The 15203-nt window shown below is 66.8% G+C and carries 16 protein-coding genes; 8 read left to right on the top strand and 8 right to left on the bottom strand.

Features of this window, described 5'->3' with window-relative positions; genetic code table 11:
• The first annotated feature begins 261 nt into the window (after window positions 1-261).
• Window positions 262-1059 carry a DUF72 domain-containing protein gene (locus tag JNK84_RS21170; protein ID WP_293427952.1) on the top strand — a complete coding sequence of 266 codons (798 nt, stop codon included), beginning with the start codon at window positions 262-264 and terminating at the stop codon, window positions 1057-1059.
• A 2-nt stretch (window positions 1060-1061) separates the two neighbouring features.
• On the opposite strand, the gene upp is transcribed toward JNK84_RS21170, so the two are convergent.
• The 4 genes from upp to JNK84_RS21150 all read right to left on the bottom strand — a co-directional run bounded on the left by upp (window position 1062) and on the right by JNK84_RS21150 (window position 6163).
• Complete coding sequence (upp, locus tag JNK84_RS21165; protein WP_293427950.1) at window positions 1062-1691, bottom strand: uracil phosphoribosyltransferase; 630 nt, start codon at window positions 1689-1691, stop codon at window positions 1062-1064.
• Window positions 1692-1726: 35 nt separating this feature from the next.
• On the bottom strand, window positions 1727-2962 hold the full coding sequence (locus JNK84_RS21160; protein ID WP_441343282.1) for a URC4/urg3 family protein: 1236 nt from the start codon (window positions 2960-2962) through the stop codon (window positions 1727-1729).
• Window positions 2963-2979: 17 nt separating this feature from the next.
• Complete coding sequence (locus tag JNK84_RS21155; RefSeq protein WP_293427948.1) at window positions 2980-4233, bottom strand: GTP cyclohydrolase II; 1254 nt, start codon at window positions 4231-4233, stop codon at window positions 2980-2982.
• 139 nt (window positions 4234-4372) lie between these two features.
• On the bottom strand, window positions 4373-6163 hold the full coding sequence (locus JNK84_RS21150) for a cation:proton antiporter domain-containing protein (RefSeq protein WP_293427946.1): 1791 nt from the start codon (window positions 6161-6163) through the stop codon (window positions 4373-4375).
• Window positions 6164-6858: 695 nt separating this feature from the next.
• Here JNK84_RS21150 and JNK84_RS21145 point away from each other — a divergent pair.
• From JNK84_RS21145 to JNK84_RS21120, 6 genes are all read left to right on the top strand, one after another.
• The gene (locus tag JNK84_RS21145) at window positions 6859-8004 is read left to right on the top strand and encodes a type III PLP-dependent enzyme (protein WP_293427944.1); all 1146 of its coding nucleotides are present in this window, start codon (window positions 6859-6861) and stop codon (window positions 8002-8004) included.
• Between the two features lie 233 nt (window positions 8005-8237).
• On the top strand, window positions 8238-8819 hold the full coding sequence (locus tag JNK84_RS21140; protein WP_441343281.1) for a GNAT family N-acetyltransferase: 582 nt from the start codon (window positions 8238-8240) through the stop codon (window positions 8817-8819).
• A gap of 107 nt (window positions 8820-8926) precedes the next feature.
• Window positions 8927-9259: a hypothetical protein gene (locus JNK84_RS21135; RefSeq protein ID WP_293427942.1), complete on the top strand. Its 333-nt coding sequence runs from the start codon at window positions 8927-8929 to the stop codon at window positions 9257-9259.
• 167 nt (window positions 9260-9426) lie between these two features.
• On the top strand, window positions 9427-9891 hold the full coding sequence (locus tag JNK84_RS21130; RefSeq protein WP_293427940.1) for an Lrp/AsnC family transcriptional regulator: 465 nt from the start codon (window positions 9427-9429) through the stop codon (window positions 9889-9891).
• A gap of 3 nt (window positions 9892-9894) precedes the next feature.
• A complete protein-coding gene (locus JNK84_RS21125) occupies window positions 9895-10284 on the top strand; it encodes a RidA family protein (protein ID WP_293427938.1) in 390 nt (129 codons plus the stop codon).
• Between the two features lie 4 nt (window positions 10285-10288).
• Window positions 10289-11095, top strand: coding sequence for a creatininase family protein (locus JNK84_RS21120; RefSeq protein ID WP_293427936.1), 807 nt, complete (start codon window positions 10289-10291; stop codon window positions 11093-11095).
• A gap of 12 nt (window positions 11096-11107) precedes the next feature.
• Here JNK84_RS21120 and JNK84_RS21115 read toward each other — a convergent pair whose 3' ends face one another.
• Window positions 11108-11629: a DedA family protein gene (locus tag JNK84_RS21115; RefSeq protein WP_293427934.1), complete on the bottom strand. Its 522-nt coding sequence runs from the start codon at window positions 11627-11629 to the stop codon at window positions 11108-11110.
• 245 nt (window positions 11630-11874) lie between these two features.
• On the opposite strand from JNK84_RS21115, the gene JNK84_RS21110 reads away from it, so the two are divergent.
• Entirely contained in the window at window positions 11875-12339 is a 465-nt protein-coding gene (locus JNK84_RS21110; RefSeq protein ID WP_293427932.1) for a nuclear transport factor 2 family protein, read from the top strand.
• 6 nt (window positions 12340-12345) lie between these two features.
• Here the strand turns inward: JNK84_RS21110 and JNK84_RS21105 are convergent, their stop codons facing one another.
• The 3 genes from JNK84_RS21105 to JNK84_RS21095 all read right to left on the bottom strand — a co-directional run bounded on the left by JNK84_RS21105 (window position 12346) and on the right by JNK84_RS21095 (window position 15106).
• On the bottom strand, window positions 12346-12969 hold the full coding sequence (locus JNK84_RS21105) for a 2,3-bisphosphoglycerate-dependent phosphoglycerate mutase (protein ID WP_293427930.1): 624 nt from the start codon (window positions 12967-12969) through the stop codon (window positions 12346-12348).
• A gap of 21 nt (window positions 12970-12990) precedes the next feature.
• Window positions 12991-13797: a 4-hydroxy-tetrahydrodipicolinate reductase gene (gene dapB / locus JNK84_RS21100; protein ID WP_293427928.1), complete on the bottom strand. Its 807-nt coding sequence runs from the start codon at window positions 13795-13797 to the stop codon at window positions 12991-12993.
• Window positions 13798-13873: 76 nt separating this feature from the next.
• Window positions 13874-15106 carry a M20 family metallo-hydrolase gene (locus JNK84_RS21095; RefSeq protein WP_293427926.1) on the bottom strand — a complete coding sequence of 411 codons (1233 nt, stop codon included), beginning with the start codon at window positions 15104-15106 and terminating at the stop codon, window positions 13874-13876.
• Window positions 15107-15203 lie beyond the last annotated feature (97 nt).

Genomic DNA, 15203 nt, shown 5'->3' with positions numbered 1-15203 from the left:
ATGAGGTGGCGGTTGTCCGACAGGCATAAGTTCTCCCTTGAGGGGGAGGGCGGCGCATCGCAGCAATGTGCCTTTCGCGTTCGGAAGCGGGGGACTTTGCTAGATATCCGCGATTGCAGCTGGGGCGGAACGTACAGCCGGGACAACAGGATCGCGACCACGCCGTGAGACCGCATAGCGAGGTGACCGCATGGTGGTCGCCATCCTGCCATGTTGCGGCACGGCTCGGGCTAGGCTGACTGGAGCAGGAAAGGGCTGACCATGGCGAAGCGGGGCGAAATCCGCGTGGGTATCGGCGGCTGGACGTTCGAACCCTGGCGAGGCGTCTTCTATCCGGAGAAGCTGGCGCAGAAGGGCGAGCTTGCCTATGCCGGCTCGAAGCTGACGGCCATCGAGATCAACGGCACCTTTTATGGTTCGCAGAAGCCGGAAAGCTTCCGCAAATGGCGCGGAGAAACGCCGGACAGCTTCGTCTTTTCGATGAAGGGGCCACGCTTTGCGACCAACAGGCGGGTGCTGGCGGAGGCCGGCGACTCCGTGAAGCGGTTCCTCGAGAGCGGCATTACCGAACTCGGGCCGAAGCTGGGGCCGATCAACTGGCAGCTGGCCGCGACCAAGAAGTTCGACCCGGAGGATATCGCGGCCTTCCTCCAGCTTCTGCCGCCGAAGCAGGACGGGCACGCGCTACGGCATGTCATCGAGGTGCGGCACGCGAGCTTCATGGTGCCCGAATTCATCGCCCTGCTGCGCGAGCGCGGCGTCGCGGCGGTCTTCGCGGATGAGCCCGATTATCCCTATTTCTTCGATCCGACGGCGTCCTTCGTCTATCTGCGCCTGCAATGTGCCTCGGAAAGCGAGCCGCTCGGCTATGCGCCTGACGTGCTCGACGACTGGGCCGCGCGGGCGAAGGCATGGGCAGGGGGGCAAATGCCCGACGGCTTGCCGCTCGTCGGGACGCCGCCGCAGGCCGAGCCGCGCGACGTGTTCCTGTTCATGATCAACGGCCACAAGCCGAAGGCGCCGGCCGCGGCCATGGCGTTGATCGAGCGGCTGAAATAGGCCTACTTCGTGCCGAACATGCGGTCACCGGCATCGCCGAGACCCGGGACGATATAGCCGTGGTCGTTGAGATGGCTGTCGATCGATGCCGTCCAGATGCCGACTTCCGGATGGTGCGCGTGGAAATTGGCGATGCCTTCGGGCGCCGCCAGCAGGCAGACGAAGCGCAGATTGGTGACGCCGCGCTCCTTCAGCCGCTCCACTGCGGCGATCGCCGAATTGGCGGTCGCGAGCATCGGGTCGGTGACGATAACGAGGCGGTCGGCGACGTCCTCCGGCGCTTTGAAATAGTACTCGACCGCCGTCAGCGTCGCGGGGTCGCGGTAGAGGCCGATATGAGCGACGCGGGCGGAGGGCACGAGCTCCAGCATGCCGTCCATGAAACCGAGGCCGGCGCGCAGAATCGGTGCGAAGACCAGCTTCTTGCCGCCGATCTGGGGGGCCTTCATCGGCCCCAGCGGCGTCTCGATATCGGTTTCCTCAAGCGGCAGGTCACGCGTGACCTCGTAGCAGAGCAGCATGCCGATCTCGTGGAGTAGCTGCCGGAATCCCTTAGTCGAGCGGTTCTTGTCGCGCATCAGGGTCAGCTTGTGCTGGACCAGCGGATGGTCGACCACGGTGACGTTGTTCATGGAGCCCCTCCAGCCATTTTGCCGGCTTTCTATTATCAGAACACGGTGCCGTCGCTGACGACCCGGATCGGTGATCCGCCATCGGCCCGGCGCTCCCGCGCCAGCCTGCGGCCCGCCGACCAGGTGCCGCCTTCCAGAACGCGTGCCAGCGGGAAAGCTTCGGCTGAAAGCCCTAGCCTGTCGCGCACCAGCGGAGCGATCCGGTCGAGAAGCGCGACGGTGAGCGCGCGCCACTCGACGACGAGCGCGCCATCGACGGTGTTCGGCTCGGCGGCGGCTGCCGCGTCGCGCAGCGCCAGAACGCCCGTGTCCACGAACAGCCCGCCATTGCGATATTCGGGCAGACCGGTGAGGCCATCGACATGAGTCACCGTCAGGCCTGACCATTCCAGCGGCTCGATCAGCGAATAGGACAGCCACTGCGAAAGCTTGTGGAACGGTACGAGGCCGTCGGTCGCGTCTCCGGAGCGCATCAGCGGATGGTGCCAGCAATCGCCGAGCGAAATGCCGCCAAGCGTGACGCGGCTCGGCCAGATCGGTCCGAGGTGAGACAGGACCGCCGCCAGGATGCCCGTCGCGGGAATGGCGCCATCTTCCGCTGACGCGGCGAGGAGATCGAACAGCCCGCCGGGCCGGGCATTGCCGCCGCGAGCGAAGGCCTGATCGGCTTCGACGACAGTGCCAAGCCGGCTAAGGAGCTGGGCGCGCCCCTCGATGCCGACAAGGGGATTGGCGTCGCTGACCTGAAATCCGGCAGCGATGTCTCCGGCCGTAATGGTCTTCAGACGAGCGGCGTCGGCGCGCGGGCTGCAGCCGTCCGACGAGAAGGTGCCGGCCTCGATCATGCGGAGCGAAGCGACGGCGAGGCCCTCGGATTTCGACAGTTCCGTGCCGGTCGGCGCATCACGGTAGCGCCAGCCCATGCCGGCGCCGGCGTCGAGCAGGACGGAGACGATGGCAAGATCGTAGGCGGCGCGCCCGCGCTCCGCGGGATCCGCGATCGCCTCCAGAAACTCGCGGCCGAGATCGCGGCCGGCGGCGGTGAAATGCCGCCAGCGCGCATGAAAGGGGATCGCCAGGGATGGGTAGTTGTCGCGGATCACCGAGACGACGACATCGGCCGCCGCCGGCAGACGGTCGAGATCGACGGTGAAAGCGGTGAGCTTGCCGTCGAGCCCGAGCGTCAGCATCTTCGCCGCCCGCTCGCGCACGGCGGAGGCGGTGAGCAGGGAGCGTGCCGCACGCGGGGCATCGAGCATCGCAAAGGCCATAACGGGCGGGCGTCCCTTCAGAAGTCTTCAATCTTGCGGCCGACGACCCTGGAGAGGTCGCCGGGCGTCGGCGGAGCGTCGGGGGTGAAATAGCCGGCCGCCTTCTTGGCCTCCATCTCGACGGAGGCATCCTGCGGCACGAGGTCGGCCGGGATCGGCACGCGTTCGACAATATCGATGCCGGCCTCGATCAGCGCGTCGTGCTTCATGTTGGACATGGACATGAAGCGGTCGATGCGGCGGATGCCAAGCCAGTGCATCACGTCGGGCATCAGCTGCTGGAAGCGCGCGTCCTGCACGCCGGCGACGCATTCGGTGCGCTCGAAATAGGTGGCGGCCTGGTCGCCGCCCTCCTGCCGCTTGCGCGCATTGTAGACGAGGAACTTGGTGACCTCGCCCAGTGCCCGGCCTTCCTTGCGGTTGTAGACGATGAAGCCGACGCCGCCCTTCTGCGCGTCGCGGGCGGCCTCCTCGATGCCGTGGACGAGATAGGGCCGGCAGGTGCAGATGTCCGAACCGAATACATCGGAGCCGTTGCACTCGTCGTGCAGGCGGCCGGAGACGAAGGTCTTCGGATCGCCGAGCTTCGCGACGTCGCCGAAGAGATAGACGGTGGTGTTGCCGATGGGCGGCAGGAACACGCTCATGTCCGGGCGGGTGACGAGTTCGGGATACATGCCGCCGGTCTGCTCGAACAGCGTGCGGCGCAGATTCGTTTCCGAGGTGCCGAAGCGCTCGGCGATGCCGGGCAGGTACCAGACGGGGTCGATGGCGATCTTCACACAGGCGATGTCGCCGCTCTCGCGCACGATCTGGCCGTCCGGCTTCAGCCGCTTGCCGATGTCGTGTTGCAGTTCGGGCAGTGTCAGCCGCGCCTTGGTGATGGCGATGGAGGGGCGGATATCGATGCCCTCGGCGATCAGACCGCGGAAGGCGGTGCCGACGAGATGGCCGAACGGATCGATGGAGACGATGCGCCCCGGTTCCGACCATTGCGGGAAGGGGCCGATATCGACCACGGGATGGGTGTTGGTGAGATCCGGCCGCTGGATCGGGTTGAGCGCGCCGGCCGAGACCGCGAGCGCGCGGTAGAGCGCATAGGAGCCGCCATGGGTGCCGATGGCGTTGCGGTCGGGGCCGGCATTGACGGTCGCGACGACCGGGCCCCGTTCCTCGGGGCCGGTTGCGCCCCAGGCGACTTTGAAGCGCGAGGCGGTGCCGGCTCCCGGATGCGAGGTCAGCCGGATATGCCCTGACTTGTTGACGCTCATCCTGTCCTCGATGCCACGAAGGCTCTGGCCATGAAGGCCCTGTCGGAACGGATACGGCCCCCCGTCCGAAATTGGCGGAGGGCCGTGTTTAGAGCACCTGATGATGGCAAAGGCCGCAGCGTCCCGCAAGGGGAGGGGGTCAGAGCGTGGTCCGGGAGCGGACGGCGTGCTGGACGCGGCTTTCGTCGACGCCGGCCTCCTGCAGTTCCTTGCGGAAGACGTCGCGGCGCTCGTGGACCGAGGCGATGACGAGGCCGGCGGGAACGCCGAGGTCGAACAGCACCGCCTCGGACAGCTGGAGGCTTGCCTCGATGGTTTCAGGGACCGCGTCGGTGACGCCGAGCTTGTAGAGGCGCTTGGCGTGATCGGCGTCGCGCGCGCGGGCGATGACGGTCAGGTCCGGGTTGATCGACTTCGCCAGCGTGGCGATTTCGTCGAGCGCCCCGGCCGTGTGCAGCGTGAGGACGAGGGCGGAAGCGTCCCTGATGCCGCACATGTCGAGAAAGGCGCGGTTGTTGGCGTCGCCGAAATAGACGGCATGGCCGGCCCGGCGCAGGTCGGCGATTTCCCGCGCGTCCTTGTCGACCGCCACGAAGGGCACCTTGTGGCGCGCCAGCATCTCGCAGACGAGCTGGCCGACACGGCCGTAGCCGACGACGATGACGCGTTTCGCGGATGGCGGCGGCGGCGCGACCGCCAGTTCCGGGTCGGGAGCGACCTTCGCCTGCTGCCGGCGCGCCAGCATGTCGCCGATCCGGTCCAGCCAGGGCACCGTCGCCATGGAGAAGGCCGTCAGCGTGGTGATGAAGGCGCCGGTCTGGGGCGCCACGACGCCCGAGGCGGTCGCAAGGCCCATGGTGACGAAGGCGAACTCGCCGGCGGGGCCGAGCAGCAGCGCCGTGCGGATGGCGACCAGCCAGCTCTGGCCGAAGGCGCGGATCAGCGGCACCAGCACGGCGATCTTCACCGCGATGAGCGTCACGAGAGCAAGGAAGAACAGGGTCGGCCACGCGATGATCAGCGACAGGTCGATCGACAGGCCGACGGAAAAGAAGAATGCGCCTAGCAGGATGCCCTTGAACGGCTCCAGCGTCGCCTCGACGGCGCGGCGATATTCGGTCTCGGCCAGCAGCAGACCGGCGACGAAGGCGCCGAGCGCCATCGAGACGCCGAACATGGCGGTGACCACGCCCGTGCCGATGGCGATCAGCACGGCGGCGGCCATGAACACTTCCGGCTCGTCGGCCGAGGCGACGAGGCGCAGGAAGGGCCGCAGCACGAGGCGGCCGATGAAGACGACGAGCGCGATGGCGAGGGCGCCCTGCGCCACCGCGATCAGCAGGCCGAAGGCGACCGAGCCTTCGCCGCGGGTCGCCAGCGCGCTGACGAGGAAGAGCAGCGGGATGACGGCGAGATCCTGCATCAGCAGAATGGCGAAGCTGGTGCGGCCGGTGGTGGTGGCAAGACGCTTCTGCTCGGCGAGTTGTTCGACCACCACCGCGGTCGAGGACAGGGCCAGGGCGCCGCCGATCAGGATCGCGGCCGCCACCGGCCGGCCGAGCCACCAGGCGGCAAAGGCGATGATGGTGGTGGTCAGAACCACCTGCGCCGAGCCGAGGCCCAGCACCAGCTTCTTCAGGCGGGTGAGGCGCTCATAGGAGAGTTCCAGCCCGATAAGGAACAGCAGGAAGACGACGCCGAGCTCGGCGAAGACGGAAATCTGCGTGCTGTCGGAGACGGTGACCCAGCGCAGGAGGGGAAAGGTCTCGGACAGGCGGCCGAGTGCCGAGGGGCCGACCAGCGTGCCGATGCCGAGGAAGCCGAGAACCGGGCTGATGCCGAAGCGGCGCAGGATCGGGACCGTGATCGCCGTGGTGCCGAGAATGATCAGCACGTCCCTGTAGGCGGCGACATCGACCGCGGCTGCCATGCCGTTGGAATCCCTTTGTATCGTTGGTATCGGAGAATGTGCGGCAGAATAGCGCGGCGCCTTTCGCATTGTCCATCGCGGACACCGCGCCGCCACGAACGTGAACATTCGTTAAGCCGATGACCTGCCAAGGGAAAATTCTTGTGCCGGTGGTTGCGAAAAGGTCTTGCGCGGGGGGCGGAATCTGTTATCTACACGCCTGCCCAATTTCGCACGTGCCTGTGGTTGCGTGCCGGTTGGTGGGCATCCGGACAAGAGGCCGGACAGCCGCCCGAAGACTTGGGAATGCGCCGGGGATCTACCGGGCCGTGTTCCAGGGGCGTCGCAAGACGCGGGGTCTTCGATACCTAACCGGCAGCCGGAGGCTAACCGGCGAACTCTGCCCTCCGCAGAGGACGCGACTTGAAGCAACGACGATCGGGCTTTTTTGGTCTCAGCTGGTGTCCAGAGCCAGCTACCGAAGAGGCTTGTTCTTCTTGCCGGCCGTGCGGATCGGGGGTGTCCCCAATCCAATCGAAGGCGTCCTATTCCGGTTTCGGGCTCGTGGCCCGGGCTTGATGCGACGTCTCGGCGAACGTCATCGGGTGGCGACCGTCACCGGTGTTCCGTCTCCACAGCGGACCCGGAAAGCGGAAGCCTCCCATGGGTTCAACCCTTTGCTGGTCCTCGAGGGAGAGGGCTGGGGGGACACTGACATGACCGACCGTATCCGCGAATTCCTCCGCAACCGACGCGACGATGGCCCGATCATGGTCGTCGATCTCGAAGTCGTGGCCGAGAACTTCACCAAGTTCGCCCGGGCTCTCCCCGACACGCGCGTGTTCTACGCCGTGAAGGCCAACCCGGCTCCCGAGATTCTCAACCTGCTCGCCGAGATGGGCTCCTGCTTCGACTGCGCTTCCGTGGTCGAGATCGAGCAGGCCATGGCGACGGGCGCCTCCGCCGACCGCATCTCCTTCGGCAACACGATCAAGAAGGAGAAGGACATCGCGCGCGCCCTCCAGTACGGCGTGCGCCTGTTCGCGGTCGATTGCGAGGCCGAGGTCGAGAAGATCGCGCGCCAGGCCGAGATCCTCGGCGCCCGCGACGCGAAGGTCTTCTGCCGCTTCCTGCAGGACTGCGAGGGCGCCGAGTGGCCGCTCTCCCGCAAGTTCGGCTGCGCGGCCGAGATGGCCCCGCGCGTGCTGGAGCATGCGCATCGCCTTGGCCTTCAGGCTTACGGCCTGTCGTTCCATGTCGGTTCGCAGCAGACCAATATGGGCGCCTGGGACGCCGCGCTGACGACCGCTTCCTCGATCTTCGCCACGCTCGCCGAGCGCGGCATCGAGCTGAAGATGGTCAATATGGGCGGCGGCTTCCCGACTCGGTACCTCAAGGACGTTCCGGCGGCGGAAGCCTATGGCGCGGCCATCTTCGAGGCGCTGACCAAGCATTTCGGCAACCGTCTCCCGGAAACGATCATCGAGCCGGGCCGCGGCATGGTCGGCAATGCCGGCATCATCGAGTCCGAGGTCGTGCTCATCTCGAAGAAGTCGGACGAGGACGAGGTGCGCTGGGTCTATCTCGACATCGGCAAGTTCCATGGCCTCGCCGAGACCATGGACGAGGCGATCCGCTACCCGATCCGCACGGAGCGGGATGGCGACGCCGTGGCGCCCTGCGTGCTGGCCGGCCCGACCTGCGATTCGGTCGACGTGATGTACGAGAAGAAGCCCTACGACCTGCCCGTGTCGCTCTCCATCGGCGACAAGGTGCTGATCGAGGCGACCGGCGCCTACACCACGACCTATTCGACGGTCGGGTTCAACGGCTTCGCGCCGCTGGCCAGCGTCTGCATCTGACGCACGTCAGTTGAGACTTGTCCCGCCCGGGCTGATCCGGGCGGGTTTCCCTCCCGAAAAGTCCCGACCGGCCGAAGCCTCAGCGCTTCGGCACGAGGGCTGTCGTCTCTCTTGGCGCCATCTTGCTTTCCAGGAAAGCTCGAAGGCGCCGGGCTCCCAGTAGTCGCATTTTCGAACCGCAGAACCGGTTTCCACTTCTGCTGAAAATGCTCCTGCCGAGAAGGACCGCGGCCGTGGCCATTCACGTCTCGATTTCCAATCCCGCCTCCGTCGTCATCGCTGACGAGCAGCTCCGCCATATCGATGCGCGCGAGTCGCTGCTCGACGCGGCCTTCGGCCCGGAGCGTCTGGGCAAGACCTCCGAGCGGCTGCGCGAAGGGCGTCTGCCGGCCGACGGTCTGGCGCTGGTGGCGACCGCTGGCGAGCGGCTGGTCGGCACGGTCCGGCTGTGGAACGTCACGCTCGGCCCGTCGCGGCCTTCGCTGCTGCTCGGCCCTCTGGCGGTCGACGGCACGCTGCGCGCGGCCGGCATCGGCGGCCAGCTCATGCGCGCCGCGCTCGGCCGCGCGAAGGACGAGGGGCATGCTTCCGTGATCCTCGTCGGCGACGCGCCCTATTACAGCCGCTTCGGCTTCGGCGCGGCGAAGATGGACAAGCTGTGGATGCCGGGACCGCTCGACCGCGCCCGCTTCCTTGGCCTGGAACTGGTCCCCGGCGCACTGGACGGCGCGCGGGGGCTCGTCAGCCCGACGGGTGTCGAGGCGCCGCGCTGGAGGGATGTGGAACTTCCCGGCGCCTGGCGCATTGCAGCCTGAGAAGGCCTGGGGTGATGCCGGTCACGGTTCCTCAAGACTGTGACCGGCATGCTCTCGACCGGAAGGCGACGCAACGTTAGTGTTGGCCGTCGCATCGGGAGCCCATCATGATCCGCCAGTTCGCCGCCGGCCTTGTCGCAGCCGCCGCCCTCGTCGCCGTCGAAGCCGCGACCCATGAAGCCCAGGCGCAGCAGCGCCGCCGCGCCGTTCCCGAGGTGCGCGTGTCCCGCCCCAACTGGCTGGTGACGCCGAAGGCCGAATTCCCGGGCAACCGCAACTCGATGCGCCCCGACATCATCTATGGGCCCTATTCGACGACCAGCGACCTGTCGTTCCTGTCGACCAGCATGCGCGGCCCGGCAGGGCCCGACCGCTTCTGGGGCGCGCCGGCCTGGACGGTGCAATGGCCGTGGGGCGGCTCGTTCTACGCCGGCAACTGACAGATCCTCTTTCCGCTTCGCAAGGCCGGCCTTCGGGCCGGCCTTGTCGTTTCTGCATGCGGGCGGGATTCAAGCAGGATTTTTCTTCCGAAGTTCTCGCCAGCGATACATCGGCGCGGTAAATCCCGTTCATGAAGAAAAGTCCGACGCCTGAAAAGGGGCCGCGCATGGACGACACAGACCGCCGCATCCTCTCGGTCCTGCAGACCGATGCCTCCCTCTCCATCGCCGAGGTCGCCTCGCGATCCGGTCTTTCCACCACCCCGGCCTGGAAGCGAATCCAGAAACTGGAGGCGGAGGGCATCATCAAGGGCCGCGTCGCCCTGCTCGATCCGAAGAAACTCGGGCTCGGCCTGACCGTCTTCGTGTCGGTGGAGACGTCGGACCATTCCGAGGGCTGGCTGGCGCGTTTCGCCGACACCGTCTCCGCCATGCCCGAGGTCATGGAATTCTACCGGATGGCCGGCGATGTCGACTACATGCTGCGCGTGGTGGTCGCCGACATGGACGCCTATGATGCTTTCTACAAGCGCCTGATCGCGCAGATGCCGCTGAAGAACGTTACGTCGCGCTTCGCCATGGAGCGGATCAAGCAGACGACGGCGCTGCCGATCCAGGCGGGAAAGGCCTGATCCATGCTCGACAAGCGCACGCCTGCCGCCCTGCCGGCGCCCTTCGCGAAATATTCCCATTCGGTCATCGTGCCGGCCGGCACGCGGATGCTGTTCTGCTCGGGCCAACTCGGGATCGATCCGCTCGGCGCGGTGCCGGAGGGAGCGGAAGAACAGGCCGATCTCTGCTTCCGTGCGATCGGCCACATGCTGGCCGATGCCGGCATGACCAATGCCGACATCGTGCGCATCAATGCCTTCGTCACGGATCGGGCGCATATGGCTGGCTATATGGCGTCGCGGGACCGCCACGTCGCCGCTCCGCCGCCGGCCTCGACCCTGATGATCGTTTCGGGTTTCACGCGGCCCGAGTTCAAGGTCGAGGTGGAGATCGTCGCCGCACGAAAGGACTAGCGCCATGCTGCCGCGCCAGCTCTGGGCCGAGATGACCACCGAGGAGTTCCGCGCCTCCGACACGGCCGGCTGGATCGCGGTCCTGCCCATCGCGGCGGTGGAGCAGCACGGGCCGCACCTGGCGGTCGGCGTCGATACGGTGATCGCCGAGGGCAATGTCCAGGCGGTGCGCGACATCCTGCCGAAGGCGCTTCCCGTCACCTTCCTGCCGACCGTCTGGATGGGCAAGTCGGACGAGCACATCGCCTTTCCCGGCACGGTGACGATCTCGGCGGAGACGCAGATCAGGTTGCTGACCGAGATCGGCGAGAGCGTCGCGCGCGCTGGCGTGAGGAAGCTCGTCATCGCCAATTCCCACGGCGGCAACGTGCCGGTGATGGACATCGTCGCGCGGGACTTGCGCGTGAAGCACGGGATGTTCGTCGTGCAATGTTCCTGGCACCGGCTCGGCTCGCCGGAAGGGCTGTTCTCGGAGGCGGAGACCATGCATGGCATCCATGGCGGCGAGATCGAAACGTCGCAGATGCTGCACCTGCGCCGCGACCTCGTGCATATGGCGAAGGCCAGGGATTTCGCCTCGGCCGCGATCATCATGGAACAGCGCTACAGGCATCTGCGGGCGACGCAGCGCATCGCCTTCGGCTGGATGAGCGAGGATCTGCATCCGTCGGGTGCCATCGGCAATGCTGCCGCATCGACACCCGCGGCGGGCCGTCAGCAGACGGAATTCACGGCGAGGGCCTTCGTCGAACTGCTGGGGGATGTCCACGCCTTTCCGGTCGAGCGGCTCGGAACGGGCGTGCTGGCCTGAGCGGCATCAAGGTTAGTGTAGGAACGTCAGGTACTTGCCGAGGAAGCTGCCCGGCGCGAGCAGCGCGCCCGCCCAGATGAAGGCCGAGACCACGTTGGCGATCTGGAACTTCCACTGCGACATGGCCAGCATGCCGGCGACCAGCGGCACCGAGGCGCGCAGCGGTCCGGAGAAGCGGCCGATGAAGATCGCCCAGACGCCCCATTTCTCGAAGAACGCATGGCCCCTGGGCAGCATGTCGGGGTGCTTGGACAACGGCCATACATTGCCGATCCGGTCTTTGAAGACGTAGCCGAACCAGTAGGACACCGCGTCGCCCACCGTCGCTCCCAGCGCCGCCGCCACCAGGATCGGCCAGAACGGGATGCCGGCCGTGCCGATCAGCGGGCCAAAGGCGACGATCATCGCCCAGGCCGGCACGATCAGCGACAGCACCGCAAGGGATTCGGCGAAGCACAGGGCGAAGATGATGGCGGGAGCCCAAGCCTGGTTGGCCTTGACGAACTCGATGACGGGACCGACGTAGGATTCCATGAAGCTCACGCTGGGAGAGGCGGGCAACCCAAGACGATCGCAGGGTGGTGGTCAAGGGTTTCCGCCGTGCGGCGCGATGCCCCGGCAGCGGTTTCCGCGGTGCCGGGGTGGCCCCGGGCAGCAATGCAGCGACGGTAATGCAATAGGCATCCGGGTGTGGTTGAAACAGCCCGTCGATGATTCACAATATTCCTGAGTGAATCACTGAGCCCTCCGCAGACGGATTCCCTATGAGCCTCCACTTGGTGACCGATCCTCTGCCCCGCGAGCATCTCGTCAAGGTCGCCTACGCGGCGTGGGCGCGCGGCGACGAGATCGCTCTCCAATCGCTTGTGACCGAAGACTGCGAGTTCCAACTCGTCGGCAATCCGGTACTCAACCCCCATTCCGGGCTCAGGGTCGGGAAAGCGGGCCTGCGTGAATCGGTCCGCGTGTTCCATGAAGACTTCGCCGTTCGCGAATTCCTCATCGAGAAGATCATCGCCAAGGATGACGATGCCGTCATTCACTGGCACGCCACGCTGGAATTTGTCCGCACGGGCCGGATGATCGAGAGCGAGCGCTGCGACCTCATTGCCTTCGAAGGCAACCTGATCTCTCGGATGAAGTGCTTCTTCGATTCTGCCTCGATGGCGGTGGCGACGGGACGCGCGGTTATTCCCGACCCGGCGGCCGACATGTCGCGCGCGGCACCGCGCCGCAAGGCCTGACCGGCGTCAGCCTTCCAGAACCTGCTTGCTCGCGACCGTCGTGTCGGCGTTCAGGCGATAGACCAATGGCACGCCGGTCTTCAGCTCCAGCGTCGGGATGGTCTTCTCGTCCAGGCGGTCGAGCACCATGGCGAGCGCGCGCAGCGAGTTGCCGTGGGCAGCGACGAGGACACGCTCGCCGCGCATCACTCGCGGCAGGATTTCCGCTACGTAATAGGGCAGAACGCGCGCCACGGTGTCCTTCAGACTCTCGCCGCCGGGCGGGGGCACGTCGTAGGAGCGACGCCAGATGTGGACCTGATCCTCGCCGTATTTGGCCGCGGTCTCGGCCTTGTTGAGGCCGGAGAGGTCGCCGTAGTCGCGCTCGTTCAGCCGGAAGTCCCTGATCGTCTCAAGGCCGGGCTGGCCGATTTCGTCGAGGATCAGCGACAGGGTGCGCTGGGCGCGCGAGAGGTCGGACGTGTAGGCGATGTCAAACGAAAGGCCGAGGCTTTTGAGCTGTCGGCCGGCGCGCTTCGCCTCTTCCACGCCCTTCTCCGTCAGGCCGGGGTCCTTCCAGCCGGTGAAGAGGTTCTTCAGGTTCCACTCGCTCTCGCCATGGCGGGTGAGCACGAGAAGCCGTTCGGTCATGTCGGGATCCTTGGCGGGAGTTCAGAGGCCGAGAACATCGGCCATGGAATAGAGGCCGGCGGGCTTGCTGCGCGCCCAGAGCGCGGCCTTCAGCGCACCACGGGCGAACAGCGCCCGGTCCTCGGCGAGGTGGCTCATGACGATGCGCTCGGTCGGGCCGGCGAAGACCACCGAATGCTCGCCGACCACCGTGCCGCCGCGCAGCGAGGCAAAGCCGATATGGCCGCGATTGCGCGCCCCGGTCTGGCCGTCGCGACCGCGCTCGGATTTCGCGGCAAGCTCGATGCCGCGGCCTCTGGCGGCGGCCTCGCCGAACATCAGAGCCGTGCCCGAGGGCGCGTCGATCTTCCGATTGTGGTGCATCTCGACGACCTCGATGTCGAAGTCCTCGTCGAGGGCCTCGGCCGCGCGCTTGACCAGCGCCGCGAGCAGATTCACGCCGAGCGAGAAATTGCCCGATTTGACGATGGTGGCGATGCGGGCGGAGGAGGCGATGGCCTCGTTCTCGGCCGCCGAGAAGCCGGTCGTGCCGCAGATATGCACCTTGCGGTGCTTGGCGGCGAGGCCGGCAATGTCCACGGAGACGGCGGGAATGGTGAAGTCGACGATGCCGTCGGCCTGCGCGAGGGCGGCATCGGTGTCCGAGGTGATCTGGACGAGCGCGCGGCCCGCGCCGGCCAGAAGGCCGGCATCCTCGCCGATGGCGACATGGCCTGCCGGCTCGGTGGCGCCGCTCAGCTTCAGCCCCGGCGTCTCCTGAACCAGCCGGACCAGAACGCGGCCCATATGGCCGGCGGCTCCGGCGATGACGAGGCGCATCTCGGACATGGGTGTCTCCCGCTCGTTTCCGTCGGCGGTCTACCAGCGTGCGGGGGCCAAGGGAAGCGCCGGCCGGGACGGCGGCTTATCCGCGGACGTCATAGGCGAGCACGGCTTCCAGCAGGACCTGCGCGCCATGGCCGCAATCGGCCTGCGTCGCGCTTTCCGCCTCGTTGTGGCTGAGGCCTTCGGCGCAGGGCACGAAGATCATCGAGGTCGGGCAGACGCGGGCGGTATACATGGCGTCGTGGCCGGCGCCGGAGGTGATCTCGCGCGCCTTCAGGCCGAGCTTCTCGGTGGCGGCGCGCACCATGGCGATGCAGGTCTCGTCAAAGGGCTGGGCCGGCGAGTCCTGCAGCGGCTCCACCGTGTAAGCAGCATCATGCCGGGTCGATGCCTCGGCGATGGCGACCCTGGCCTTGGTGACCATCTGCTTCAGCTCGGCGTCCTGATGATGGCGCATGTCGAGCGTGAACCTGACCTCGCCGGGGATGATGTTGGGCGAGCCGGGATGGGCCGAGACGATGCCGATGGTGGCCAGGCCGCCATGGTCCAGCGCGATCTTGCGGATCTCGGTCGCGGCCTCGGCGAACGCCGCCAGCGCGTCGCGGCGATAGGCCATCGGCGTGGTGCCGGCATGGCTCTCCCGGCCAAGAATGGCGCAGGTGAACCACTTGATCCCCTGGATGCCGGTGACGATGCCGATGGTCTGGCCTTCTTCCTCGAGGATCGGCCCCTGCTCGATATGCAGTTCGAAATAGGCCTGGAAGCCGAGCGAACCCGGCTTTTCGGGGCCGCGATAGCCGATGGCATCCAGCGCCTCGCCCTGCGTGACGCCGTCCTTGTCCTTGTAGGCGTCCATCTGGGCCTGGCTATAGACCCCGGCATAGACGGCGGAGCCGACCATGGAGGGCGAGAAGCGCGCGCCCTCCTCGTTGGTCCAGTTGACCAGCGCGATCGGCGAATTGGTCTCGTAGCCAGCCTGATGGAGCGTCTTCATGACCTCCAGCCCGCCAAGCACGCCGAGAATGCCATCGAACTTGCCGCCCGTCGGCTGGGTGTCGAGGTGGCTGCCCATGGCGATGGGCTTCTTCGTGCGGTCCTTGCCGGGGCGGACGGCGACCATGTTGCCGGCGGTGTCGACGTGAACGGTGCAGCCGAGCGCCTCGCATTCCCTGCGGAACCAGTCGCGCACGCGCCGGTCCTCGTCGGAGAGGCTGAGGCGGCGGATGCCGCCCTTGGGCGTGCCGCCGATGGTGGCGGTCTCCATCAGCATGTCCCACAGACGGCCGCTGTCGATGGTCAGATTGGCAAGCATGGCATCCTCGAAATCGAAGTGCGGACCATTCCATCCGGCCAGGGGCGAAGCAAGGGCCGCGTCGGGGCGCGAGCCATGCAACCTTTCGTTAACCATA

This window comes from Phreatobacter sp. (genome assembly GCF_016793595.1).
Classification (GTDB): Bacteria; Pseudomonadota; Alphaproteobacteria; order Rhizobiales; family Phreatobacteraceae; genus Phreatobacter.
The sequence above is the reverse complement of the archived record's forward strand: the minus strand, read 5'-3'. Positions and strand labels throughout refer to the sequence as shown.

Excerpts from the sequence above, each read along its gene's own strand:
- JNK84_RS21170 (WP_293427952.1), top strand. The coding sequence starts at position 262 with ATGGCGAAGCGGGGCGAAATCCGCGTGGGTATCGGCGGCTGGACGTTC.
- upp (WP_293427950.1), bottom strand. The coding sequence starts at position 1,691 with ATGAACAACGTCACCGTGGTCGACCATCCGCTGGTCCAGCACAAGCTG.
- JNK84_RS21160 (WP_441343282.1), bottom strand. The coding sequence starts at position 2,962 with ATGGCCTTTGCGATGCTCGATGCCCCGCGTGCGGCACGCTCCCTGCTC.
- JNK84_RS21155 (WP_293427948.1), bottom strand. The coding sequence starts at position 4,233 with ATGAGCGTCAACAAGTCAGGGCATATCCGGCTGACCTCGCATCCGGGA.
- JNK84_RS21150 (WP_293427946.1), bottom strand. The coding sequence starts at position 6,163 with ATGGCAGCCGCGGTCGATGTCGCCGCCTACAGGGACGTGCTGATCATT.
- JNK84_RS21145 (WP_293427944.1), top strand. The coding sequence starts at position 6,859 with ATGACCGACCGTATCCGCGAATTCCTCCGCAACCGACGCGACGATGGC.
- JNK84_RS21135 (WP_293427942.1), top strand. The coding sequence starts at position 8,927 with ATGATCCGCCAGTTCGCCGCCGGCCTTGTCGCAGCCGCCGCCCTCGTC.
- JNK84_RS21130 (WP_293427940.1), top strand. The coding sequence starts at position 9,427 with ATGGACGACACAGACCGCCGCATCCTCTCGGTCCTGCAGACCGATGCC.
- JNK84_RS21125 (WP_293427938.1), top strand. The coding sequence starts at position 9,895 with ATGCTCGACAAGCGCACGCCTGCCGCCCTGCCGGCGCCCTTCGCGAAA.
- JNK84_RS21120 (WP_293427936.1), top strand. The coding sequence starts at position 10,289 with ATGCTGCCGCGCCAGCTCTGGGCCGAGATGACCACCGAGGAGTTCCGC.
- JNK84_RS21115 (WP_293427934.1), bottom strand. The coding sequence starts at position 11,629 with ATGGAATCCTACGTCGGTCCCGTCATCGAGTTCGTCAAGGCCAACCAG.
- JNK84_RS21105 (WP_293427930.1), bottom strand. The coding sequence starts at position 12,969 with ATGACCGAACGGCTTCTCGTGCTCACCCGCCATGGCGAGAGCGAGTGG.
- dapB (WP_293427928.1), bottom strand. The coding sequence starts at position 13,797 with ATGTCCGAGATGCGCCTCGTCATCGCCGGAGCCGCCGGCCATATGGGC.
- JNK84_RS21095 (WP_293427926.1), bottom strand. The coding sequence starts at position 15,106 with ATGCTTGCCAATCTGACCATCGACAGCGGCCGTCTGTGGGACATGCTG.